25 protein-coding genes are annotated in these 23,081 nt (G+C 42.8%); 18 read left to right on the top strand and 7 right to left on the bottom strand.

All coding sequences use genetic code 11. From position 1 onward, the window contains the following. The first annotated feature begins 15 nt into the window (after positions 1 to 15). Together rnr and smpB are read left to right on the top strand one after the other, a co-directional pair. Positions 16 to 2,373, top strand: coding sequence for a ribonuclease R (rnr, locus tag HMPREF9708_RS01880; protein ID WP_006308331.1), 2,358 nt, complete (start codon positions 16 to 18; stop codon positions 2,371 to 2,373). A gap of 60 nt (positions 2,374 to 2,433) precedes the next feature. Further along, complete coding sequence (gene smpB, locus HMPREF9708_RS01875; protein WP_006308330.1) at positions 2,434 to 2,898, top strand: SsrA-binding protein SmpB; 465 nt, start codon at positions 2,434 to 2,436, stop codon at positions 2,896 to 2,898. Positions 2,899 to 2,964: 66 nt separating this feature from the next. Here smpB and HMPREF9708_RS01870 read toward each other — a convergent pair whose 3' ends face one another. From HMPREF9708_RS01870 to comGA, 7 genes are read right to left on the bottom strand one after another with little or no spacing between them, the layout of a single operon-like run. Further along, entirely contained in the window at positions 2,965 to 3,726 is a 762-nt protein-coding gene (locus HMPREF9708_RS01870; protein ID WP_006308329.1) for a hypothetical protein, read from the bottom strand. Next, entirely contained in the window at positions 3,713 to 4,192 is a 480-nt protein-coding gene (comGF, locus tag HMPREF9708_RS01865) for a competence type IV pilus minor pilin ComGF (protein WP_006308328.1), read from the bottom strand. Before comGF ends, HMPREF9708_RS01870 begins: the two co-directional genes overlap by 14 nt. After that, positions 4,155 to 4,490: a hypothetical protein gene (locus HMPREF9708_RS01860; RefSeq protein WP_006308327.1), complete on the bottom strand. Its 336-nt coding sequence runs from the start codon at positions 4,488 to 4,490 to the stop codon at positions 4,155 to 4,157. The genes comGF and HMPREF9708_RS01860 overlap by 38 nt, the downstream gene beginning before the upstream one ends. After that, positions 4,474 to 4,905 carry a competence type IV pilus minor pilin ComGD gene (comGD, locus tag HMPREF9708_RS01855; RefSeq protein WP_006308326.1) on the bottom strand — a complete coding sequence of 144 codons (432 nt, stop codon included), beginning with the start codon at positions 4,903 to 4,905 and terminating at the stop codon, positions 4,474 to 4,476. Before comGD ends, HMPREF9708_RS01860 begins: the two co-directional genes overlap by 17 nt. After that, complete coding sequence (comGC, locus tag HMPREF9708_RS01850; RefSeq protein WP_006308324.1) at positions 4,905 to 5,249, bottom strand: competence type IV pilus major pilin ComGC; 345 nt, start codon at positions 5,247 to 5,249, stop codon at positions 4,905 to 4,907. The genes comGD and comGC overlap by 1 nt, the downstream gene beginning before the upstream one ends. A gap of 11 nt (positions 5,250 to 5,260) precedes the next feature. Further along, positions 5,261 to 6,331, bottom strand: coding sequence for a competence type IV pilus assembly protein ComGB (comGB, locus tag HMPREF9708_RS01845; protein ID WP_006308322.1), 1,071 nt, complete (start codon positions 6,329 to 6,331; stop codon positions 5,261 to 5,263). Continuing rightward, the gene (gene comGA, locus HMPREF9708_RS01840) at positions 6,285 to 7,364 is read right to left on the bottom strand and encodes a competence type IV pilus ATPase ComGA (RefSeq protein WP_006308321.1); all 1,080 of its coding nucleotides are present in this window, start codon (positions 7,362 to 7,364) and stop codon (positions 6,285 to 6,287) included. Before comGA ends, comGB begins: the two co-directional genes overlap by 47 nt. A 182-nt stretch (positions 7,365 to 7,546) precedes the next feature. On the opposite strand from comGA, the gene HMPREF9708_RS01835 reads away from it, so the two are divergent. The 16 genes from HMPREF9708_RS01835 to efp all read left to right on the top strand — a co-directional run bounded on the left by HMPREF9708_RS01835 (position 7,547) and on the right by efp (position 23,040). Then, entirely contained in the window at positions 7,547 to 7,762 is a 216-nt protein-coding gene (locus HMPREF9708_RS01835; protein ID WP_006308320.1) for a DNA-directed RNA polymerase subunit epsilon, read from the top strand. A gap of 1 nt (position 7,763) precedes the next feature. Beyond that, complete coding sequence (gene rnjA / locus HMPREF9708_RS01830; protein ID WP_006308319.1) at positions 7,764 to 9,491, top strand: ribonuclease J1; 1,728 nt, start codon at positions 7,764 to 7,766, stop codon at positions 9,489 to 9,491. Positions 9,492 to 9,494: 3 nt separating this feature from the next. Beyond that, complete coding sequence (locus HMPREF9708_RS01825) at positions 9,495 to 10,556, top strand: aminopeptidase P family protein (RefSeq protein ID WP_006308317.1); 1,062 nt, start codon at positions 9,495 to 9,497, stop codon at positions 10,554 to 10,556. Positions 10,557 to 10,569: 13 nt separating this feature from the next. Further along, a complete protein-coding gene (locus tag HMPREF9708_RS01820; protein ID WP_006308316.1) occupies positions 10,570 to 11,004 on the top strand; it encodes an Asp23/Gls24 family envelope stress response protein in 435 nt (144 codons plus the stop codon). A gap of 1 nt (position 11,005) precedes the next feature. Next, positions 11,006 to 11,452, top strand: a complete 447-nt coding sequence (nusB, locus tag HMPREF9708_RS01815) for a transcription antitermination factor NusB (protein ID WP_006308315.1) — start codon at positions 11,006 to 11,008, stop codon at positions 11,450 to 11,452. A 160-nt stretch (positions 11,453 to 11,612) separates the two neighbouring features. Continuing rightward, a complete protein-coding gene (locus HMPREF9708_RS01810) occupies positions 11,613 to 13,376 on the top strand; it encodes a DUF1002 domain-containing protein (protein WP_006308314.1) in 1,764 nt (587 codons plus the stop codon). A 342-nt stretch (positions 13,377 to 13,718) separates the two neighbouring features. Then, positions 13,719 to 15,101, top strand: a complete 1,383-nt coding sequence (xseA, locus tag HMPREF9708_RS01805; protein WP_232215525.1) for an exodeoxyribonuclease VII large subunit — start codon at positions 13,719 to 13,721, stop codon at positions 15,099 to 15,101. After that, positions 15,101 to 15,346, top strand: a complete 246-nt coding sequence (gene xseB, locus HMPREF9708_RS01800; protein ID WP_006308312.1) for an exodeoxyribonuclease VII small subunit — start codon at positions 15,101 to 15,103, stop codon at positions 15,344 to 15,346. The genes xseA and xseB overlap by 1 nt, the downstream gene beginning before the upstream one ends. Further along, positions 15,343 to 16,221 (top strand): polyprenyl synthetase family protein, encoded by an 879-nt coding sequence (locus tag HMPREF9708_RS01795; protein ID WP_006308311.1) that lies wholly within the window; start codon positions 15,343 to 15,345, stop codon positions 16,219 to 16,221. The genes xseB and HMPREF9708_RS01795 overlap by 4 nt, the downstream gene beginning before the upstream one ends. 9 nt (positions 16,222 to 16,230) lie before the next feature. Continuing rightward, on the top strand, positions 16,231 to 17,043 hold the full coding sequence (locus HMPREF9708_RS01790; protein WP_006308310.1) for a TlyA family RNA methyltransferase: 813 nt from the start codon (positions 16,231 to 16,233) through the stop codon (positions 17,041 to 17,043). Between the two features lie 18 nt (positions 17,044 to 17,061). Then, on the top strand, positions 17,062 to 18,783 hold the full coding sequence (gene recN, locus HMPREF9708_RS01785; protein ID WP_006308309.1) for a DNA repair protein RecN: 1,722 nt from the start codon (positions 17,062 to 17,064) through the stop codon (positions 18,781 to 18,783). 9 nt (positions 18,784 to 18,792) lie between these two features. Then, the gene (gene miaA, locus HMPREF9708_RS01780; protein ID WP_006308308.1) at positions 18,793 to 19,743 is read left to right on the top strand and encodes a tRNA (adenosine(37)-N6)-dimethylallyltransferase MiaA; all 951 of its coding nucleotides are present in this window, start codon (positions 18,793 to 18,795) and stop codon (positions 19,741 to 19,743) included. A gap of 4 nt (positions 19,744 to 19,747) precedes the next feature. Then, a complete protein-coding gene (gene hflX / locus HMPREF9708_RS01775) occupies positions 19,748 to 20,980 on the top strand; it encodes a GTPase HflX (RefSeq protein WP_006308307.1) in 1,233 nt (410 codons plus the stop codon). Between the two features lie 12 nt (positions 20,981 to 20,992). Then, positions 20,993 to 21,559, top strand: coding sequence for a peptide deformylase (gene def, locus HMPREF9708_RS01770; RefSeq protein ID WP_006308306.1), 567 nt, complete (start codon positions 20,993 to 20,995; stop codon positions 21,557 to 21,559). 10 nt (positions 21,560 to 21,569) lie between these two features. Then, positions 21,570 to 22,406 (top strand): pyridoxamine kinase, encoded by an 837-nt coding sequence (locus tag HMPREF9708_RS01765; protein WP_006308305.1) that lies wholly within the window; start codon positions 21,570 to 21,572, stop codon positions 22,404 to 22,406. Positions 22,407 to 22,476: 70 nt separating this feature from the next. Then, a complete protein-coding gene (gene efp, locus HMPREF9708_RS01760) occupies positions 22,477 to 23,040 on the top strand; it encodes an elongation factor P (protein ID WP_006308304.1) in 564 nt (187 codons plus the stop codon). Positions 23,041 to 23,081 lie beyond the last annotated feature (41 nt).

Raw genomic sequence — 23,081 nt, 5'->3', positions numbered from 1 at the left:
AAGGAGCTAATAGTTGTGAGTCTATCTAAGCTAGAACAAAGAGTTTTAGATTTTCTACAAGAAGATCCGCAAGCAGAGTATAAAGTCGACCAGATAGCCCAACGTTTGAATTATAAAGGGACTAAGAATTACAAGAAGTTAATCAAGGCCTTAGCCTTCTTAGAAAGAGTTGGTGAAATCCAACTGACACCCGCCGGTAAGTTTCGGCCTGTTTCACAAGCTGGCTCGATTAAAGGGGTTTACCGGGCAAATGATAAAGGCTTTGGCTTCTTGAGCGTGGGTGAGGATCAACCTGATCTTTTTGTCCCCAGAGGAAAGAATGCGGGTGCTATGGATGGTGATACCGTCCTGGCTAAGGTGATTAAAGCGATTGATCCAACCACTGGGAAAGGATCTGAGGCTGAAATTGTCGAGATCATTGACCGTAAAGCCAGTCAATTAGTGGGAGAATTCTTTGCCTATAACCAAGATGAAAGAGCTGAATACCAGTACCTAGGTTATATTAAACCGCAAGGTGAATTTTCAGATGCTGTTAAGGTTTTAGTTCGGCCTGATGGGATTCATCCAGCTGATCACACTATTTGTATCGTCAAGATCACAGAATATCCGAATAAAAATCATCCCGATGAAATGATCGGAATTGTATCTAAAGAAATTGGTCACCGAGATGCGCCAGGTATTGATATTCTTGCTATTCTCTATCAATTTGGTATTCCGCATGAATTTCCAGAAAATGTCGTCGAAGCAGCGGAAGCAGTTGAACAAACTATTGATCCGCAAGACCTCCAAGGAAGAGATGACCTGAGGGACCAATTGATCATCACGATTGATGGGGCAGATGCTAAGGACTTAGATGATGCGATCTCTCTGCAGAAAGTTTCTGACAACGAGTATCAATTAGGCGTACACATTGCGGATGTCTCTCATTATGTAACTGAAGGCTCTCCGATCGATCGTGAAGCTTACGAACGGGGAACGTCTGTTTATTTAACGGACCGTGTGGTTCCAATGTTACCGCAGCGTTTGTCAAATGGAATTTGCTCTTTACACCCGCATGAGGACCGCTTAACTCTGACCTGTCAAATGACGATTAACAAACAAGGTAAAGTCACGAATTATCGTCTCTTTAAGAGTGTGATTCAATCTGCTTATCGGATGACTTATCGGGATGTTAATGCGATCTTAGATGGCGATTTAGCTTTGAGAAAAGAATACGAAGAGATTGTTGAGATGCTCGATGAAATGGCAGAGCTCCATCAGATTCTCTTGCAAATGCGCAAGCAAAGAGGGGCATTAGACTTTGATGCACCTGAAGCCAAGATAGTGGTTGATGAAGAAGGACACCCCCAAGACATTATCTTGCGCCAACGCTATACAGGTGAGCGCTTAATTGAGTCCTTCATGCTAATTGCGAATGAAACGGTAGCGGCTCATGTTCTACAAAAGAATTACCCCTTCCTCTACCGGATTCATGAACAACCTGATGAAGCGAAGATGGATCGCTTTGCTGATTTTATTACTTCATTTGGCATTATTCTAAGAGGCGATACAGCTAAGATTGAACCCAAGCAGCTACAAGCTGCCCTCAAACAAGTCAAGGGCACGGAATTTGAACAAGTCGTCTCCACGATGATGTTGAGGTCTATGCAGCAGGCAAAATATTCTGAAGAACCTGCAGGTCACTTCGGTTTAGCGAGTGAGGATTATACACACTTCACTTCGCCTATACGCCGTTATCCTGATTTAATTGTCCACCGTCTTCTTTCTAAGTATCTCCAAAAAGCTCCAAGCCATAAGGAAGTATTAGCTCTGGAAGGAAACCTACCTGGAATTGCGGATCATTCATCAAAGATGGAAAGACGTGCAGTGGATGCTGAAAGAGAAACGGATGCTTTGAAGAAAGCCGAGTATATGGTGGATAAGGTGGGCGAGACTTTCTGGGGAACCATCTCTTCAATTACCTCTTTTGGTATTTTTGTATCCTTGCCAAATACCGTTGAAGGTCTTATTAATCTGAAAACTTTGACGGATGACTACTACCAATTTAACCCACATCATCTCTTGCTGATAGGAGAACGAACTGGAAAAGTCTATCGGATTGGACAGCAGGTGAAGATTGAAGTTCTGGGAGTCAATGTTGAAGAACGTGAAATTGACTTTGCCTTGATCGAGGCAGAGCCTGTTAAGGTTGATGAGCGTCTTCTTCAAGTCGCTCCTAAAAAAGAAAAGCCAAAAGGAAGAAAGGTGCGTTCAACCAAACGAGGTCAAAGACGAAAAGATTTTTCTTCTAGAACGCATCAACCTAAAAAAAGAGGCAGACAAAAGCAGTCGGCTAACCGTCAATTTAAAATTAAAAGGAATAAAAGAAAATAAATTGAATCAGGCAGTCTCGCAACTCATCTGAGAAAAGCTCCTGATTAGAAAGGAGTCTCAATGGCTAAAAAACAAACAACAGATAAACCATTGGCTCAGAATCGTAAAGCGCGCCACGACTATACTATTATCGAAACATATGAAGCAGGTCTTGTCTTGACTGGAACTGAAATCAAGTCGATTCGAGCAGGTAAGATGAATATTCAAGATGGCTTTATTTCCTTTAACCAAGGGGAAGCTTGGCTAAAGAATGCTCATATTAGTCCCTATGATCATGGGAATTTATTCAACCATGACCCCCTTAGGGAGCGCAAGCTCTTGCTACATGCCAAGGAAATTCGGGAATTATCCAAGGCCAGCCAGCAGCAAGGGATGACCGTTGTCCCCTTGAAAGTCTATTTGGTTCGTGGGCGAGCTAAATTATTAATTGGCTTAGCTAAAGGGAAGCACCATTATGATAAGCGCCAATCTCTGAAAGAACAGCAGGCTAAGCGTGATATTGAACGTGCTTTGAAGAATCGTTAAAGGTTAAAATAGCGCAATAGATCCCTTGGCCCTTTCTTCGAGGATACCAGAGGATCTGTTGCGCTTTTATGATTTTTTCTGATAGAGTTCGCCGTGCATCTTGATGACATAAGGATAATAAGGCAGATCTTTTGAAACGGTGCGGATTAACCTTTCATCTTGACTGAAAAAATAGAGCTTGTATCCTTGATGATGAGGTTCAAGCTGGACCTCCCCTGTATTGAATAGGAAAGTCAAGGAGGGAGGGGGGAGCGGCTGAAAAGAAAATTGCCGTGAGAAATAAAAGCGATCTGCCAATTCATAGGAATCGAGTAAGACTTGTTGTTTAAACTGTTCCAAATCATTATGGACTGAATTTTCTTCCAGGGGAGGAAGCCCTTGTGGATCCAAGTAACCCGCAAATGAAGGGGGAAGTGGGTCGATAAGAGGGGCTAGTTCAGGTGGGAGATAGAGCCGGCAAGTATAAAGTAGGATACCAGTTTGACCTGTTGTTAATGTCACTTCAAGCCAACCCTGGATGAGCTGATTGTCTGATAAAGGAAGGCTAGAAGCGGAATAGCGTTTAAATGTCATTCCAGCTTTTATGACATTGGCAAAGTTGGTGTCGAGTTCCTTTAATAACTGCTGATTGTTTTGCTCTTTGATGATAGGGTCTATCTGTTGTCGGACAAGGATTTCTTCTGCTTGGGATTGGTAGAACTGTGTGAGTGTAAGATAACGCAAACTATTGATTCGATTGAGATGAAGGATTCCCATGAAGATGAGTTGGCTTATAACCATAAAAACTAATACCATTAAGAGGACCATACCATTTTTATGCTGCTTCATGAGAGATTTCCTCGTCAATAAAATGGACCTTAAAGAGATGGCGATAAACTTGTTGGTTGGTGAATTCGACTTGAATATTCAAGCAGGAACCTAATCGTGTGATCCTCCAACTTCTGACTTGGTACAGATATGGCTGATGACCGGGGGTCTTATATATTTTCTGCTTGTTCAAGATGATCCGTGTATGATTATGGGGAACTTGAGAATCAGTCAGCTCAATTTGGGATGTCGACCAATCCTGAATGGTGAAGTGCTGAAGTTCTTGATCGAATATCAAGCAAAAGTGTTGCCATTCTAAGTCTAAGTCACTGCGGATTTCTTGGTCAATCCTTCTAAAATGAGATAGACATGTCATTAAACTTTGGAGAATGAGTGACAGGATCAAGAGAGCAAGGAGGGTTTCCATTAATGTAAACCCACCTTGCTTGTTAGTTTTCCGGCTCAATGGCTTGTAGTTGAATTTCATAAACCTCTCCTTCCTTAAAAGTAGCAGACCAGCCTGTGGAGGAGTGATCCAAACTGACGATCGAAAGATCAAAGAGGTTAGGACTTTCTAGCATTGTTTCATCTGAAATCATAGGATCATGGAGGATCTGGATCAATTGTACAAAATTATGCCATTTTTGATTTTCTTCCTTAAGAATTGAACGGTGCCCGAGTGCTAGGTTGAAAGCAGGGAGATAGAAGCTCATCATCCAGCCAATCAGGCAAAGGCCTACCAGCGATTCGATCATGGTGAAGGCTTTTTTATGATTTGAATACAAATTGACCACTCCCTAATTGAAATACCAGGGCCATCTCGTCACCATCTCTATGATGAAAGTAAACAGTCTCGAAATGATCTGTTCGACCACTTGGCAAATAGGTGAAGGTTACCTGGTTGATGATGGACCAGTCTTCAGGACATTCAACCTGGTCATCGATTTGCCCAGTATGTCCATTCACAATATAGATGGTTGAACCTGGCATAAATCGGACATAGTAAGGCGTCTGATGGAGCATAGAATATTCTTGCGTGAGATAGATTTGCGTTTTGAGTTGATCTTTGAAGATCTTCATTTGATAAGAAAGAGCCAATCTCTGGGGCGGCACGACTTGTAAAGTCAATAGAATAATCGAGAGGATCGTCAAGACGATCAGCATTTCAAACAAGGTGAAGGCTTTTTTGTAACTAGCCATTAGGGATTAGCTAATAAGCTAGGAAGTTGGTCTCCGATTCGAGTTTCCGCTTCCTTTGCCTGCTTTTCAGTTAGATATCCCTCAGCAACAAGGATTTCAAGTGTCACAGCTTGCCCGCTTCCCTCGACCAAGTAATAGGCATTGGCTTGAGTAGAAACAATCTCTGTAATATTTTCGTTTGCCTGCTTGTCAATTCGCTGCTTTTGTCCGGATATATTAGGGATAATAATGACCATTAATAGGGCTACAATCCCTAGAACAATTAACATTTCGATCATGGTGAAGGCCTCCTTAAATCGGCTGCCTTTAATGGCTTCTTTTAATTGCTTAAGCTTATTTTTCATAGAAATCCTCCTTAAATTTCGATTGTTAGCATAGGTAACATCAGTAATAAATACATGGCGATGATGACAATAGCAATTAGGATAAAGAGCAGAGGTTGGATTAGGTTGATTTTGTTGTTAAGGTCTTCTAGGGTATCTGCAAAGACTTTTTGTGCATAGAGCCGGCATTTTGCCCCTGTTTGACTGGTGATTTCTCCTTGGTAGACCATCATGGGAAATTCATCCGTAAAAATATCCAGTTCCTTTAGGCTGTCAGTAAGTGAGATCCCTTTTAGGAAATTTTCTTCCAAGAGGCTTGCTAAGTGACTTAACAAAGGGTCGATTGGGTAAGCGGCGAGAAGGGCTAAAATTTGTTGGATGGAAAATCCACTCTCGAAGAAATAACCAAATTCTTCAGCTAACCGGTAAGAACAAAAGCTTCGGATGTACTTGCGAATGACCGGCAGTCGGGCTAATAATTGTAACCGTTCAATCAGTGTTTTTTTATGCAAGAAAATATCACATGCGAGATAGATTAGAATAACCAGTGCCATGCCGGTGATGGTAAGTTGCGGTAGGTAGGTAAACGCGATGATTAACCAACGGGCAAGGGGTTGATTATTTAGGGCCTCTTCGGAAATGAAAGTTAGGATTTGTGGGAGCATAAATTTTCGAAGTCCAAATAGAAGCCCCACTAAAAATATCACTAAAAAAACCGGGTATAAAAGGGCTTTAACTAACTTATGTTGATAATCTGTCATTAACTTTAAATAGCTAGCGATTTCCATCAAGCATGCATTAAAGCGGCCTTGTTTCTGGGCAAAAAACATCTGAGAGATGACTTTATTAGAAAAACCTAGAGGTTTTAAGGCTTCTTCAAAGCGGTTACCTTTCTTTAATTCATTGAGGAGGTAGTCGATTACCTGCTCTCTTTTGGGTAGTAAAATTTTAAAAAAGCTTAGACTTTGGTTGATTGAAAAGCCCTGATTTAAGAGCTCAGCCAGCGTATGGATAAAATATTGCCGCTCTTTAGCTTTAAGCTTTAAGGGGTCTTTCTTAAATAATCTCAAAGTGGTGATAGGTTTGTGTACCGATATATCCATAGGCCCATACCTTCCTTAGGCGTTTATTTAAGGGGGGGATTGATTCTGAGAGGTCGAGGTTATCTGAAAGACCAATCAAAGCTTTTTTGAGAGGAGACCCTGTGAGGATCTCAAAAAGTACTGCTTGTTTGTAGTGTTTTGATAGATGAGGGCATTGGGAAAGAGAGGATTGTTGACATTGAGGACAGTGACGGGGGACCAAGCGCTGCGAGATGATGCCAATTAAGGTTTGGCTGAGTTGGTGTTGGCTGATGTTTAGCTCCTGCAAACGGCCAAGAACACCCAAAGTGTCCTTGGCGTGAAGGGTAGCAATCATTAAGTGCCCTGTTAAGGCCCCTCGTATTGTCATTCGAGCCGTTTCTTCATCACGGATTTCTCCTATGAAAAGGACATCTGGATGGTGGCGCAAGGCAGATTTGATGAGGAGGTCATAAGAGATATTGGCCTTCTCATTGACTTGCGTTTGGAGAAATCGAGGCTCTTTAATCTCGACCGGGTCTTCCATGGTGATCACTTGTAAGACTTCTTGATCAATTCTTTCCCTGAGTAATTGGTAAATAGTGGTTGTCTTGCCAGAACCGACGGGCCCTGCGATTAAAACGAGCCCACTTTTGCGTCGGACCAAACGTCTTAAGATTAATAGATCTTGTGGAAAGTAGGTCTGAATGATCTTGGCTTGGTGCAGCTTGCCAAATATTAAACGAATGACCAGTGATTCATTTAAGTGGACATCTGTAATTGTGGATAGTCTCAATTCAACTTTTTGCGCAGTGGAACCACCTCCTTGATTAATCGTGACCTCACAAGCCCCTGACTGGGGTTGACGTCTTTCGCCAACATCTAGATTGGCTAGGAATTTTAAGTGAGCAATCACTCGACGCCCCCACTCAAGCGGTCGTTCTCCCCAGAGTGATAGCTGCCCATTGATACGCAGATAGACTTGATAGGTATTCTGATGAGGGATGAAGTGGATATCGGATGCTTGTTGGTTAAAAGCTTGAGCAATTAGAGCTTGACTTGCTTCTTCAATCATGATTTTTCACCTTTTTGACTAGTCTGTAGATAAATACACGCTCACTCTCGATAAAGCGCTATTGACTCTGGTCCTTCCCCATGCCGTGCTATACTTGAAAATTAAATTATGATAGAATAAGTTGACAGCGAGTGTCGTCCACTCTCACAACAGTTATTAAATAATAAAGGAGTTTTATATTCATGATATTTAAAGTGATGTATCAAGAAAGTAAGGATCAAGTTCCACAACGTGAAAGAACGTATTCTTTGTATATTGAAGCAGAAGATAAGGTCGATGCGATCGAACGAATCAGTGAGAATACACCATACAATATTGAATTCGTTCAAGAGTTAAATGAAGCGCATTTAGCCTACGAAAAAGAAACCAATCCTGATTTCAAGTTGGTGGAATTTTAAAATGACAGTATCCATTAAGAACAATGAAGTTGGAGTCTTTGCTCTAGGAGGCCTCAATGAAATTGGAAAGAATATGTATGGTGTCCAATTTCAAGATGAGATCATTATTCTTGATTCAGGTGTGATGTTTCCTGAAGATGAATTATTAGGGATTGACTATGTGATTCAAGATTACCAGTATCTCCTACAAAATCGGCACAAGGTGAAGGCGCTTGTGATCTCTCATGGTCACGAGGACCACATTGGGGGGATTCCTTTCCTTCTCCAACAGATCAATGTCCCAATCTATGCCAGTAAATTAGCCTCTGCCTTGATTCGCAATAAGTTACAAGAACGTGGGCTTTTGCGTGATACAGAAATTCACGAGATCGATGAAGACAGTGTGATTCGCTTTCGTAAGACGACCGTTAGCTTCTACTTGACGGCTCATTCAATTCCAGAAGCATACGGAATTGTCGTCAAGACGCCGCCTGGCAATATCGTGTTTACAGGGGATTATAAGTTTGACTTTACCCCTGTTGGTAAACCGGCAGACTTACATAAGATGGCGAAGATTGGTGAAGAGGGAGTCTTACTCCTAATGGGGGATTCGACAAATTCTGAAATCCCAGCTTTCACCAATTCGGAAAAGCTTGTAGGGCGGTCCATTCGAAATATTATCCAAAGGGAAGAAGGGCGTGTCATTTTTGCAACCTTTGCTTCCAACGTCTCACGTTTACAGCAAGTTGTCACGACGGCTCGAGAGACCAACCGCAAAATTGCTGTTTTTGGGCGCTCGATGGAAGCTTCGATTAAAGTTGGACGTGAGTTAGGTTATATTGATGAGCGGGGCGAAGACATTTTCATAGATGCACGCGATATTGACCGTTATCCTGCCAATGAAATCATCATACTCTGTACAGGTTCTCAAGGAGAGCCAATGGCAGCCTTAAGTCGGATTGCCAATGGAACTCATCGTCAAATTACGTTACAACCAGACGATACGGTCATCTTTTCATCTTCACCTATCCCTGGTAATACGATGAGTGTCAATCGCGTAATTAATCAATTGAGCGAACAGGGTGCAAAGGTGATCCATGGTAAGGTCAATAATATCCATGCCTCTGGTCACGGGGGTCAACAAGAACAATTACTGATGCACCGGTTAATGAAGCCTAAATATTTCATGCCTGTCCATGGGGAATATCGGATGCTGAGTATTCAAGCAGAACTCGCACAAATGACAGGTATTCCTAAAGAAAATTGCTTTGTCCTATCTAACGGCGATGTTCTTGCTATGACAGAAGATTCTGCAAGGATCGCAGGTCATTTTCCTGCCCAAGATGTCTATGTTGATGGGAATGGAATTGGAGATATTGGCAATATCGTACTGAGAGACCGTAGGGCCTTATCGGAAGAAGGTCTTGTCATTGTGACAGCAACTATTGATTATGAAGCAAAACAAATCATTGCAGGTCCAGATATCATGTCCCGCGGCTTTATCTATATGCGTGAATCAGGAGAATTGATTAACGAAATCCAAAACCAGGCCCGAGCGATTATTAATAGAGGATTGAATCAGAATGGAAATCACGTGAATGAAAAGATGATCCGTGACCTCCTATTTTCTGAACTACCACCGGTTATCTTTAAGAAGACTCAAAGGCAACCGATGGTGATGCCAATCTTGTTAGATATTCATAAAGGTGTTCGCAAGCGTCAAGCTAAATCAAAAGAAAAGAAGGGGTAAAGGATGGAACGATTAGATCGCGTACGGCAAAAGCTTAAAAAACTAGATTTAGATGCATTGTTGGTGACAGATTTGAAGAATGTCCGCTATCTATCAGGCTTTACTGGATCTGCTGGAGCAGTGTTAGTGACGGAAGATGCAGCCTATTTTATGACAGATTTTCGTTACACAACCCAAGCGGGTGAACAGGTGAAGGACCTCGAGGTGCGTATCTATCGTCAAGGGCTTTATCCAGAAGTTCAAGGGATTTTAAGTGAGCAGAATATCAAAAAACTGGGTATTGAATCAGATCAGATGACGGTTACTCAGTACCATGCAGCCCAAGAGACCTTATCCTCCCTTATTAAACCAACCCAAGGTTTGGTTGAAGAGCTTCGTCAGGTTAAGGATGCTGATGAATTAGCTATCATCAAAGCGGCATGTGAAATTACGGACCAGGCCTTTGACCATATTCTAGGCTTCATCAAGCCAGGTCTTTCTGAGATTCAGATTGCCAATGAATTGGAAGCCTTCCTTAAGGGAAAAGGTGCATCCGCTATGTCCTTTGATACGATCATTGCTTCCGGTGTCCGTTCAGCTATGCCTCATGGGGTAGCAAGTGATAAGCTAATTGAGCTAGGCGATATTATTACTTTAGATTTTGGTTGTTATTACAAAGGTTATTCATCTGACATGACACGGACCATTGCTGTTGGAAGCATCTCCGATAAGTTGGCTGAAATTTATCAGATTGTTCTTGATGCACATCTTCGAGTGATTGACCAAACGAAGGCAGGAATGACCGGTAAAGAAGTTGACGCCTTGGCTCGTGATTATATTACCCAAAAGGGTTACGGTGAATACTTCGGCCATTCAACAGGACATGGTCTGGGTCTAGATGTACATGAACAACCAGCAGTTTCACACCGTTCGGATGCGGTGATGGTTGAAAATATGGTTATTACGGATGAACCTGGTATTTACCTACCAGGTATAGGCGGGGTTCGGATTGAGGATGACCTGATTATTCAAAAAGATCGTGTCGAATCGACCAACCGTAGTCCTAAAGAATTGATTATCATTTAAGGGGGAAGATGACATGACCAAGAATCAATCTGTGGCTTTTGATTCTCAAACAGACGCTGTGTTTGGAGAAATTAATATTACAACGGGTGTCTTAGAAAATATTGCAGCTGAGGCTGCTTCTGAAATCCCAGGTGTGATCAGCCAAGCCCTAAAATCAGAGGCTGGGAAGTTCTTCCGTATGGAAGGAAATGGGGTCAACGCTAAGATTCATCAAGAAAATCAGCAGTTTGTGATTGATGTGAGTATAAAGATCCGCTATGGCTATAGCGTGCCTGAGGTGGCGCTCGATGTTCAAGAACGAATCAAAGAACAAATCCTCTACATGACAGATATTGTCGTAGGTGAAGTGAATGTTCATGTCTTGTCGATCGAAACAGACCATCAGGGAGATCGCGACCCCGCCTTTTTGCAATTGCCTAAAGAGAATGCAATAGAAACGGGGGAATAAAATGCCCAAGTTGAGCCGGCGCGCTGTCCGAGAAAAGGCAGTACAAAGTCTTTATCAACTTATTAATGCCCAAGAAACATTTGAAAGTGAAGCGGCGATTGCTTTTGCTTTGGAAGCTGGAGATGATCCGGAAGCAGGCTTTCAAGGCTCGGTTGATCCTTACCTCCAGCGTTTAGTAAAGGGAGTCGTCGAAAATAAAGAAGCCTTGGACGCATTAATTAGCGACTATTTAACAGAAGACTGGGCGCTCGAGCGAATCGCAAGTATTGATTTAACGATCTTGCGTTTAGCTTTCTATGAGTTGGTTTATGTTGATGAGGAAGAAGTTCCTGCTAAGGTCAAAGTAAATGAAGCGATTGAGTTAAGTAAGACCTTTAGTGATGATAAATCACGTAAATTTATTTCAGGTGTTTTGGCACAATATTTAGACCAAGTCCAAGATGAATAGTTTTTAGAACTAGATGAGAAACTGTGAAAAATCTGTTTCTTTTCTGGTTCTTTTTTAGATAGAATCATGGAATGATTCTAAAGAAACTATAAAATTTGTGAGACTTTAGCTATAATATAAAGAGAAATAGACCCTTCTAGGGAATAAGGAGCGAATATTGATGATAAGAAAACAAAAAAAATTAATGGTATTATTGGCCGCTTTATCGCTGGTTCCAGTAAGTTTTTCACCTCTGTCAGAGTCCGTCTTAGCCGTCCAACAGACAGGGCAGGTTCAAAGACAGCCAATGTTGGCTTTAGGGGTCTCATTGAATCAGCAACAAGTTCAAGAGACTATTCAACTGCTTGGGGCCTCTGATGTGGCGCCGCAGAATACCCTTTATGTAGATGGTGATCTCATTAACCGCTATTTAAATTTTGAGGTTGATCGCTCGGTTGAAGTCTACTCAAGTGCCTATATTCAACCTCAACCAGAAGGTAGTGGGGTTCAAATTCATATTGTCACACCGCAAAATATTACCCAGGTGAGTTCGACCACTTATCAAAATGCAGCGATTACAGCAGGTGCCAAGAATGCAATCATTAAGATTGCGACCATTACTCCTGTGACCGGAGAAGGAGCCTTAACCGGCCTTTACGCGCTCCTAGAAAAGCAAGGTGTCTCCGTCAACCAAAAAGATGTCCAAGTTGCTCAAAATGAGATTACAGTAGTGAATACAGTTAAAGAAGAGTCAGGATTAAGTGATGAACAAGTCAACAAGATTGTGGCTGAAATCAAGAAAGAAGTTGCTAACCAGGCCCAACATAATCAAGAAATTAATTCAACCGAAATTGTTAATCAAGTAATTAATCAAGTCACCATCAATGGGGACGGAAATGTCACCATTAGCAATGAAACCAAACAAGAGTTGGAACAATATGCTGTTGAGTTTTCTCAGACAGAAGCCGCCAAAGACAAGGATACCTTGGAACAGCTGGACCAATCATTCAACGCGGACTGGTCATCGATTCTGGCTAACGAAGAAAGCCAGATGACTGTTGAAGAGATTCAAAATCGCCAGAAAGCAGATTTTAGTGATGAGAGTCAATATCATCCAATTATCCCAGCCTTATACCAGGCGTTTGACCAATCTGTAGCAGCCGGTGAACGGGTTGACGCCATTTATGCACACACCTTCATTGTTGAAAAGATGCAACCAGAACTAAGTGAGGCCTCTCGCACAGCCCTCAATGAGTTAAGACACCTGATGTATCAATATACAGCGACTTTTGAGGACCAATTAAGACAAGAGGCTCAAGCCCAAGGTCTTGAACTTGCCCCAATTAAAGACCAGTGGTTGGCTAAATTGAACGCGGCACAAGCAGCTCGCTCCTCTGATACCAATCTAGCGGAGTTGATTCAATTAACAGCGAATGCGACTGGGTTTGCTCCTGAAGTTTATACTTATAGCGATTTCACGCAAGAAGGCAAGATCATTTCTTTCACTATTTCTGAAGATTCACCGCTTAAGAACACTGTTCTGGGTCATTATCAATATGACCTTGAAGCTGGCGTATTGAGTCGATGGGATGAGGTTACAGCCACAACTGCTCCAATCGCAATGGCCTACGATTTTTCTGCTGTCTATGGTGTTGGAGTAGAAAATCTTTATCAAGGCCAAGCGATTGATCCGGCTTATATGCTACCAGGATACCAGCCTGTGGAGACCACCACTTCAGGAGAAGAGAGTGAGCAAACAAGCCTTGAGACTTCCCCTGAGACTTCCGTAGAATCCGTAGAAGAGGAAGGTGTGGATCCTCAGCCAGAGGAAGCACCTCAATTGCCAGCCTCCGAGACTCCGGTTCAAGACCATTCACAAGAGAGAAGGTCTTTAGGACCGATCGAAGGAACGGTTGAGCCGCCAGTAGAGGAAGCTGCCCAATAAAAGGGTCCAGTACATTTAAGAGAGCGTGTGACTGTTAGCATCACACAAATAAGGTGTTTTTCGTATGAATGGCTCAGAGAGTCGTAGAAGTCGGGAAAGAACCAGACACCGAATGTTAAATGACAGGAAGTTAAATCCCCAAGCTAAGGAGTATCCTTATGATTGACTCGATTAGTTTAGTACGCAATCCTCGTTTGATAAGCGAGATTGGAGGAGAGGCTTCCCAGTGATTCGACATTTGGTGTCTTTTTTGTGCCGGTCTATCTTAAGAATATTGTCAAAGTCTCTTTTTATCTAGCCGGTAATAGTGTAGGATCCGGAATTATGCTAAAATGATAGGTAATGATGAAAAGGGGGGCGGTTAAGATCGAACAAGCCAGCATGAAGGATTATTTAACAGTCAGTGCACTTTCTCAATACATCAAACAGAAGTTTGAGCGGGACCCCTATTTACAAGTGGTTCGTGTAGTGGGTGAGATTTCGAATTACCGTTTTCGTCCAAATGGTCATCAATACTTTGCCCTAAAAGAAGGTGACATAGTCATTAATGCCATTATGTTTCGTTCACAATTTCAGAAAGTGAAATTTACCCTGGAAGAAGGCATGAAAGTCTATGTGACTGCTCGAGTAGGCGTCTACGAGAATGGGGGTCGCTACCAACTCTATGTTCAATCGATTGAGCCAGATGGCATGGGGGCCTTGTATCTGGCGTTTGAACAACTGAAGAAAAAAATGAAAGAAGCGGGTTTACTAGACCTACCCAAAAAACCATTACATCCCTTTCCCAAGCGATTAGCCATTATTACGAGTCCAAATGGGTCCGTGATTCGAGACATAATAACCACGATCAGACGTCGTTACCCGATTGTCGAGTTAATTGTCTATCCAACCCGGGTTCAAGGAAATGAAGCCGTTCAGGAGATCGTTTCAGCTTTTAAACAAGTCCACCAAGACCGTGACCACTTAGATGGGGTCATTTTAGCTCGAGGTGGGGGATCGATTGAAGATTTATGGTGCTTTAACGAGGAAGCTGTCGCTGAAGCGATTATTTCGTGTTCAATTCCAGTAATTTCATCGATTGGGCATGAAACGGATACGTCACTGGCTGATTTAGTGGCGGATTTAAGGGCTCCCACCCCGACAGCAGCTGCTGAATTAGCGGTACCTGTTTTAAGGGAAGTTCTATTGAGACTGAATCAGTTGAAGGAAGGTTTATTGCTGGCCTTGCACCAGCGTTTAAGTCAGTTTCGCGATCAATTAACCCGGTCGCAGAGAGCCTATGTCTTGACGGATCCTCAGCGGATTTACGAGAATAAGCAGATTCAATTAAGCAGTCTAGGAGAGAAATTGAGGATGCTGTCACAATATGACCTCACGAACAAGCAGCAAGCCCTCAAGTCGATTCACCAGGTTTTAATGACCTACCATCCTGAGCGGCAGCTGACCCTCATGCAAGATCGGTTGATGAGCCAAACGCGACAAGTTCTCCGGCTGACGACTCAGCAAATAGATCGACATAAAACTCAGTTAGTTAGAGAAGTTGCTTTATTGGATGCTTTTAGTCCATTGAAAGTGATGCAACGGGGTTATGCTATCATTGAACATGAGGATCAGATTATCACCTCTAGCCAGTCGATTGAACTAGGTGACCAGTTAGCCATTCAATTAGCCTCGGGCAGGTTACAGGCAAAAGTAACAGCAGTGGATCATAAGGAGGAAATCTAATGACTAAAGAAGAATTGAACACGGTTGAGAAAGAATCTTTTGAATCTGCAATGTCTCAGCTTGAAGAGATTGTCCAGCAATTGGAACGGGGGAGCTTACCTCTCGACCAGTCCATCAAAATGTTTAAAAAGGGAATTGAATTGAGCCAATATTGCCAGAAGGAACTCGATCAAGCTGAAGAAATGGTCACCAAAGTGATGACAGAGTCTGGTTTGAAGAAATTAGATGAGGAGCCCTTGTCATGATGCGTGCGAGTGATTTACGCCGCATTTTCGAAGAGGCGTTGCGACAATATTTACTAGCGGTTCAAACTCCTTTAGAACTTTTAAAGCCAATGGTCTATTCCTTGAATAGTGGAGGCAAACGATTACGCCCCTTGATGCTTCTTACCATCCTAGAGGCGATTGATCCAAGATTAATTGATAAAGGATTGGCAACCGCTATTGCCTTAGAGTTTATTCATACCTATTCTTTAATCCATGATGATTTGCCTGCTATGGACAATGATGATTTGCGTCGTGGTCAACCGACTTCTCATGTTAAGTTTAATGAGGCAACGGCGATTCTTGCGGGTGATGCCCTATTGACGGATGCTTTTGGCTTAATTGCTCAAGATAGACAGCTTGACCCAGCCTTAAAAACCCAACTCATTGCCGATCTCGTTTATGCAGCAGGGTCAACAGGCATGGTGGCAGGTCAACTTGACGATGTGAGTCATCAAGATCAGTCAGTCAGTATAGACCATCTTAAGCAGACGCATTTGATGAAGACGGGCTATCTCTTTATTTTTGCTGTTAAGGCGGGCGGTAGAATTGGCAAGATAAATGAGAAAGCTATCGATCTTTTGAGTCAATTTGGCCATCACTTTGGGACAGCCTATCAAATTCATAATGATTTGAAAGACATCCTAGCTATAGAGAGCGATCCGGACAGTTTGTTAAAGTCTGATGAAGCCAATCATAAGTCGACTTATCCCAGTCTCTTAGGAGTTCAGGAGTCGAAAGATCAACTAAAGCATGAACTTCATCTTGCAGCGTCTTGTATTCAAGCACTCAATCATCAGACGGGTTTAAATTTTTCTGGATTGGAGCAATTTCTTGGTGCCATTTCAATTGAATAAAGGGGAATTATGAAGAAAGAACGTGTAGATAAACTAGTGGTGCAAGCCGGGATCGTTTCATCGCGCGAACAAGCTCGCCGTTTGGTGATGGCGGGACAGATCTATGACCAGAATCATCAGCGCTATGACAAGCCAGGCGAGAAAATCCCAATTGACCGTGAACTGTACTTGAAAGGCAAGCCATTCCCTTATGTTTCTCGTGGGGGGTTAAAGTTGGAGAAGGCTTTACAAGTGTTTGGAATTGATTTAACGGATCAGATTCTTTTGGATATAGGGGCTTCAACGGGTGGCTTTACCGATGTTGCCTTACAGCAGGGTGCCAAGATGTCCTATGCTTTGGATGTGGGCTACAATCAGTTAGCTTATTCATTAAGGCAAGATCCGCGAGTCGTTGTGATGGAGCGACAAAACTTTCGTTATTCTAGACCGGAAGATTTTACTCAAGGGCAGCCAACAATTGCCAGTATTGATGTTTCCTTTATCTCTTTATCCTTGATCTTACCCCCTCTTAAAGACATCTTAAAGCCGATGGGGTCGGTTGTAGCCTTGATCAAGCCGCAGTTTGAAGCGGGGCCAGAGCGAATAGGTAAGAATGGAATTATCAAGGATCCTCAAGTCCATCTCGAAGTGGTGAATGAGGTGCTAACGTTTACAAGTCAGATGGGCTATCAGATTGTGGACCTGACTTATTCACCTATCACTGGGGGTGAAGGGAACATTGAGTATTTAGTTCATTTGCGAAATAGTCAGACTCCGAATACAGATTATGATCAGACCCTTGTGGAAAGGATCGTTAAAGAGAGTCACGAATCACTCGCTTAAGATAAAGGAAGTGAAAAGATGCTGGTCAGCTTACAAATTGAAAATTTTGCCATTATCGATCAAGTGACCATTGATTTCCAGGACCAGATGACAGTCTTATCAGGTGAGACAGGCGCTGGAAAATCAATTATTATTGATGCCTTAAGCATTATTTGTGGTGGACGTGCATCGGGTGATTTTATTCGGGAAGGAGCGGATCGCTTCAACTTGAAGGCCATGTTTAGCCTGGATGATCAATCTAAATTACGCGACCAACTTCATCAAATCGGGATTACGATTGAGGAGGATGAGGAATATCTATTGATCCAACGGGAATTTCAAGCTTCTGGGAAAAATACGATCATGCTTAATGGCCAACTTGCTAATGTCTCCATGCTCAAGGGGATTGGCAAGTATTTAGTGGATATTCACGGCCAGAACGACCATCAAGACTTATTGGATTCATCCAAGCATCTAGACTTACTGGACCATTATGCCATGTCGAACTTAGCAGTAAAGCAGCGAGCCTATACTGAGGCTTATCAAGAATATAACCAATTGAGAAGTCAATTGCTCGAAAGTCAGCAAGACGAACGCGAACAGGCTCAACGTTTAAGCTTTCTTGAATTTCAGTATCAAGAGCTGGAACAGCTGGCTCTCCAACCTGGAGAAGACCAGGAATTGCTTATTCAAAGTAAAAAGTTACAACATGCTCAAGAAACGCATCAGACGATCCAGGCTATTAATCTGCTCTTGACGGACCAAGACCAGAGTGTGGATAGTCAACTGGATCAAGCGGTCCAACTATTACACCAATTATCTACCATCGATGCGGACTATCAAACTTTAGCGCGATCTCTAGAAAGTCTCCAGATAGATTTAAAGGAATTAGCAGGGACAATCGCTTTAAGTGATCAAGAGGTTGACCTAGATGAACGAGAGATTGATGACTTGGAAATGCGATTGAGTCAAATTGAGCAGATGAAGCACAAGTATGCGATGACGGTCGAAGAACTATTAGATTATCAAGTAAAGATTAGTGAAGAAATTTATCAGATCAAGCATCGCGAGGCCTATCTAGCAAAGGTTCAAGCCGAATTTGTTAAGGCTTATGACAAGTGTTATGACTTAGCGGACCAGTTAAGCCAGATCCGTCAAGACCAAGCCAATCACTTACAAGTAGAGATTGAACACCAACTTCAAGAGCTCTATATGTCCAATAGCAAATTTGAAGTACATTTTACTCGGGTCAATGTGGACCAAGCTATTAGGCAAGTGATGTTCAACCGAGAATTTGTTAAATTAGAAGCTAAGGGGCTGGACCAGGTCGAATTTTATGTGCAAACGAATTTAGGTGAAGCGAGTAAACGCTTGGTTAAGGTAGCAAGTGGAGGAGAACTTTCCCGGTTAATGTTGGCCTTGAAGACGATCTTCTCCAGACACCAGGCTGCTCAGACTTTAGTCTTTGATGAGATCGATACTGGGGTATCAGGACGTGTTGCGACCGCAATTGCCCTGAAGTTGGCCCAGATTGGTCAAGGCGCTCAAGTCTTATGTATTACCCATCTTCCTCAAGTAGCAGCGGCTGCTAATCATCAACTATTGATCAGTAAAGGAATTAAGGATGGGCGAACCTTCACTCAAGTCAGGCCTTTGACGGAGGAAGAAAGGACTTGTCAAATTGCTCGGATGATGTCAGGAGCCGACGTCAGTCAATCCTCTCTCGATTTAGCTAGAGAACTGATCGAAAGAATACAGTAAGGAGAATGTATGAAGGACCAAGAGATCCCTCTAATTGTTATTGCAGGGCCAACAGGTGTTGGGAAGACAGATCTATCTATTCAATTGGCTAAACAATTTAGGGGCCAGGTTATCAACGCAGATTCAATTCAAGTCTATCAAGGTCTTGATATTGGCAGTGGGAAGATTACGTCTGAAGAGATGCAAGGCGTTCCCCATCATCTCTTAGATGTAATTAAGCCTGAGGAGACTTATGATGCAAAGACCTTTCAAGAAGTCGCTTGTCAATTGATTCGTCAAATTTATCAAACGGGCCATTTACCGATTCTGGTAGGGGGAACGGGCCTTTATCTAGAGGGCGTCCTTTACCAGATGGAATTTGGAGGGCAGGAGAGTTTTGATCCCGGCTATCGTCAGTTTCTACAAGAAAGACTTCAACATGAAGGAGCCTCTCGCTTATGGCAGGACCTGCAGGTATTGGACCCTGAGGCTGGTCAGAAAATCCCTATCCAAAATGAACGGCGAATTATCCGAGCCTTAGAAGTGATTCACCATACCGGGAAAAAATTCTCCGACCAAAGCGGTCATCAAGATCAGAATTCGCGTTTTAATGAATTATTATTAGTTGTTAATCGGCCGCGCCAAGACCTGTATGATCGGATTAACCAGCGGGTTCTCACCATGGTTGACCAAGGGCTAGAAGAGGAAGTCGCGCGTCTACTTCAATTGGAGAATGGTAGAGATCTACCTTGTTTAAAGGCGATCGGCTATAAAGAATGGCTACCTTACTTTGCTGGTCATATTAACCGTCAAGAGGTGGTGGAGGCCATCCAGAAACATTCTCGCCACTATGCTAAGCGACAACTGACCTGGTTTAGAAATCGGATGAAAAATCCCTATTGGTTGGATGCAAGTGACCCTCAATATGAGGAAGTCGCAAAGCAGGTTGTTGAAGATTTCTTAGTTAAGAGTGAAAGGTGATTGCATGATTGAAGTAGATGCGGGAGTCGAACGTGTTATGATCGTTGGTGTCCAAACAGACCGCTATGAAGAAGATCAATTTGAAGAAATGATGCAAGAAATGGTTGACCTCGCTCAGACGGCTCAGGGTAAAGTGGTCTGTCAAGTCAGACAGAAACTACCTCATTTAGACCATCGTTATGCTGTCGGTCCGGGTAAGCTCGAAGAGATCAAATTGGCACTTGATCATCATAGGATTGACCTCGTGATTTTCTTTAATCCTTTATCGCCAAGTATGAATCGTTCGATTGAGACTGTTCTACAAGTGCGAGTGATTGATCGCGTGCAACTGATTTTAGATATTTTTGCCTTAAGGGCCAAGAGTATGGAAGGACAGCTTCAAGTATCACTGGCCCAATATGAATATCTGTTACCGAGAATCACAGGCCAAGGGAAGATGCTCTCGCGTTTAGGGGGCGGTATTGGCACCCGGGGTCCTGGTGAGACCCAATTGGAAAGTGACCGACGTCATATCCGTTCTCAGATTACCCATATTAAGCGGTCTTTAGATGATGTAGCGAACCATCGTGAACGTACTCGGTCGAAAAGACAGAGAAGCCGTGAATTTAATATTGGTTTAGTGGGGTATACCAATGCTGGCAAGTCAACCATCATGCACCAATTGACGGGAACTGACACCTATGTACAAGACCAACTCTTTGCGACCCTTGATCCCTTGACCCGTCAGTTCTCAATTAATGGCCATCCCGTCTTTACCCTAACGGACACTGTTGGTTTTATTGAAGAGTTGCCGACCGAGTTAATTGAAGCCTTCAAGTCGACCTTGGAGGAGATTCGCTATTTAGACTTGCTTTTACATGTGGTGGATGCTTCTAATCCTGCACATACCATGCATGAAGAGACAGTTCTAAGGATTTTAAGGGATTTAGAAGTTGACCACCTTCCGATTCTGACTGTTTATAATAAGTCAGACTGCTTGAATCAGCCATTTAATCCAACAATCAGTCCAAACGTTCTTATTTCAGCTAAGAATGATCAGGATATGGAAAGGTTAAAGGAGGCAATTTGGCGAATGTGCCTTGAGGAAGCGGAAGAGTACTCCGTTAGAATTCGACCAGAGGATGCTGATCGCATTGCGATCTATCAGCAAAGAACCCTAGTCACTTCGCTTGAATTCAATGAAGAGGAGAACTATTATCAAGTGAGTGGCTTCCGCAAGCTTTTTATTGTAGATTAGGAGGAACCATAGATGTTAACGATGAAAGATATTGTTGAAGAAGGGCATCCTGCTTTGCGTTTGAAGGCAGAGCCGGTGACTTTCCCCATGGATGAGGAATTAAAAGAAGTAGCCAAGGAGATGCTGCAGTTTTTAATCAATAGCCAGGATGAGGAAGTCGCTAGTCGGTATGGCCTAAGAGCAGGTGTTGGTTTAGCCGCACCCCAGATTAATGTGAATAAGCAGCTCTTTGCCATGCTTTTATACCAATATGATGAAGAAGGTCAAAAGCTCGGAACAGAAGTGTGTGAGGTTTTGGTCAATCCTAAAATTACCCGTCATTCTGTCAAAAAGGTTGCCTTGAGTGATGGTGAGGGCTGCTTATCGGTTAATCGTGAAGTGGAGGGCTTGGTCCCTCGTCCGCAAAGAATTACCCTTCAATATCAAGATTTAGAGGGCAATCACCATGAAGTGAAGTGGAAAGATTATAAGGCTATCGTCGCTCAACATGAGATTGACCATTTACATGGAATTATGTTCTATGATCATATTGATGCGTCAGCTCCTTGGCGCCATGATGATCAAACCACATTGATATAGGGGTTGTTCAATGAAAAATATACTTGTTGTCCAGGATATTTCGTGTTTTGGTAAGTGCTCAACAACAGTTGCTTTGCCCATTATTAGTCATTTTAAGCTCACGGCTTCCATTCTTCCAACCGCTATTTTATCAACTCATACGGGACCCGATTTTCCAGGCTATGTCATGACAGACCTGTCTCAACATATGCGAGCGACCATTGCCCATTGGAAAAAATTAGGGCTCCAATTTGATGCGGTCTATACGGGTTATTTGGGGAATGCTTCCCATATTGACTTGTTGATAGAGGCCTTGCCCTATCTACTCAAGGACCAGGGGCTTCTTTTTGTGGACCCAGTCTTTGCCGATCAAGGTGAGTTTTATGCTGGCTTTGATGCCTCTTATGTTGAGGCTCAGAGTGACCTGATTGCAATTAGCGATTATTTGCTACCCAACTATACTGAAGCCTGTCTTCTAACTGGACAGGACTTTTCACATGATGATCCATCTCCTCTCGCTATTAAAAGTTTGCTAGAGTCTTTGCAGGCAATGGGGACCAAGAATGCCATTGTGACTGGAATTCACCGTGGTCAAGAAATTGGAGCTGTCATGCTTGGTCAGGACCAAAAGGTCTACCAGTCTTTTGCTCCTTATGTGGATCAGATGTTTAGCGGAACAGGAGATGTCTTTGCTTCGGTCTTTGTTGGCGAGTGCATGCAGGAGAAGATTTTGTCAGCTCAAGCGGTGCTCGACCAATCAGTTACTTTCGTTTATCAAGCTATTCAAGCGACATTGTCAGACTCAGACCCGATCAATTATGGAATTCATTTCGAGCATGTATTGAATGGCTTATCTTCTAGCCAATAATTGTTTTTAGTCGCTGTCTATCTATGCTATAATGCGAATAGAATTTTATTTTTAGTTAGGAGAAGATAAGATGATATCTGCAGCAGATTTAAGAGCAGGCATGACTTACGTTGATGGCAATGATTTAATTCGTGTTCTAGAAGCGAGTCACCATAAGCCTGGTAAAGGAAATACTGTCATGCGTATGAAGTTACGCAATGTTCGAACAGGAGCAACTTATGATACAACCTTACGTCCCGATGATAAGTATGAACGTGCTTACCTTGAAACCAAGGAAGTTCAATACCTCTACAAGATGGATGGAATGGCGGTCTTTATGGACTTAGAGACCTATGAGCAGTATGAACTACCTGTTGAGTCCATTGAGAATGAACTTTTATACTTATTGGATAATATGCATTGCAAGATCCAATTCTTCGGTTCTGAAGTGATTGGTGTGGAGTTGCCAGGAACGGTCGTGCTCGAAGTGGCTGAGACTCAACCCTCAATCAAGGGCGCAACTGTTACAGGATCAGGTAAGCCAGCTACCATGCAAACGGGATTGGTTGTCAACGTTCCTGATTTTATTGAACAAGGGGAACTCTTAGAGATCGGGACAGCTGATGGTTCATATAAGGGACGTGCAAATAAATAACTAAACAAAAAAACGAAGTGGCAAGACTTCGTTTTTTTTGC

It is taken from the genome of Facklamia languida CCUG 37842 (assembly GCF_000245795.1).
Lineage (GTDB): Bacteria > Bacillota > Bacilli > Lactobacillales > Aerococcaceae > Facklamia > Facklamia languida.
Note: the sequence above shows the minus strand (reverse complement) of the source record. Positions and strands in the feature narration are given on the sequence as shown.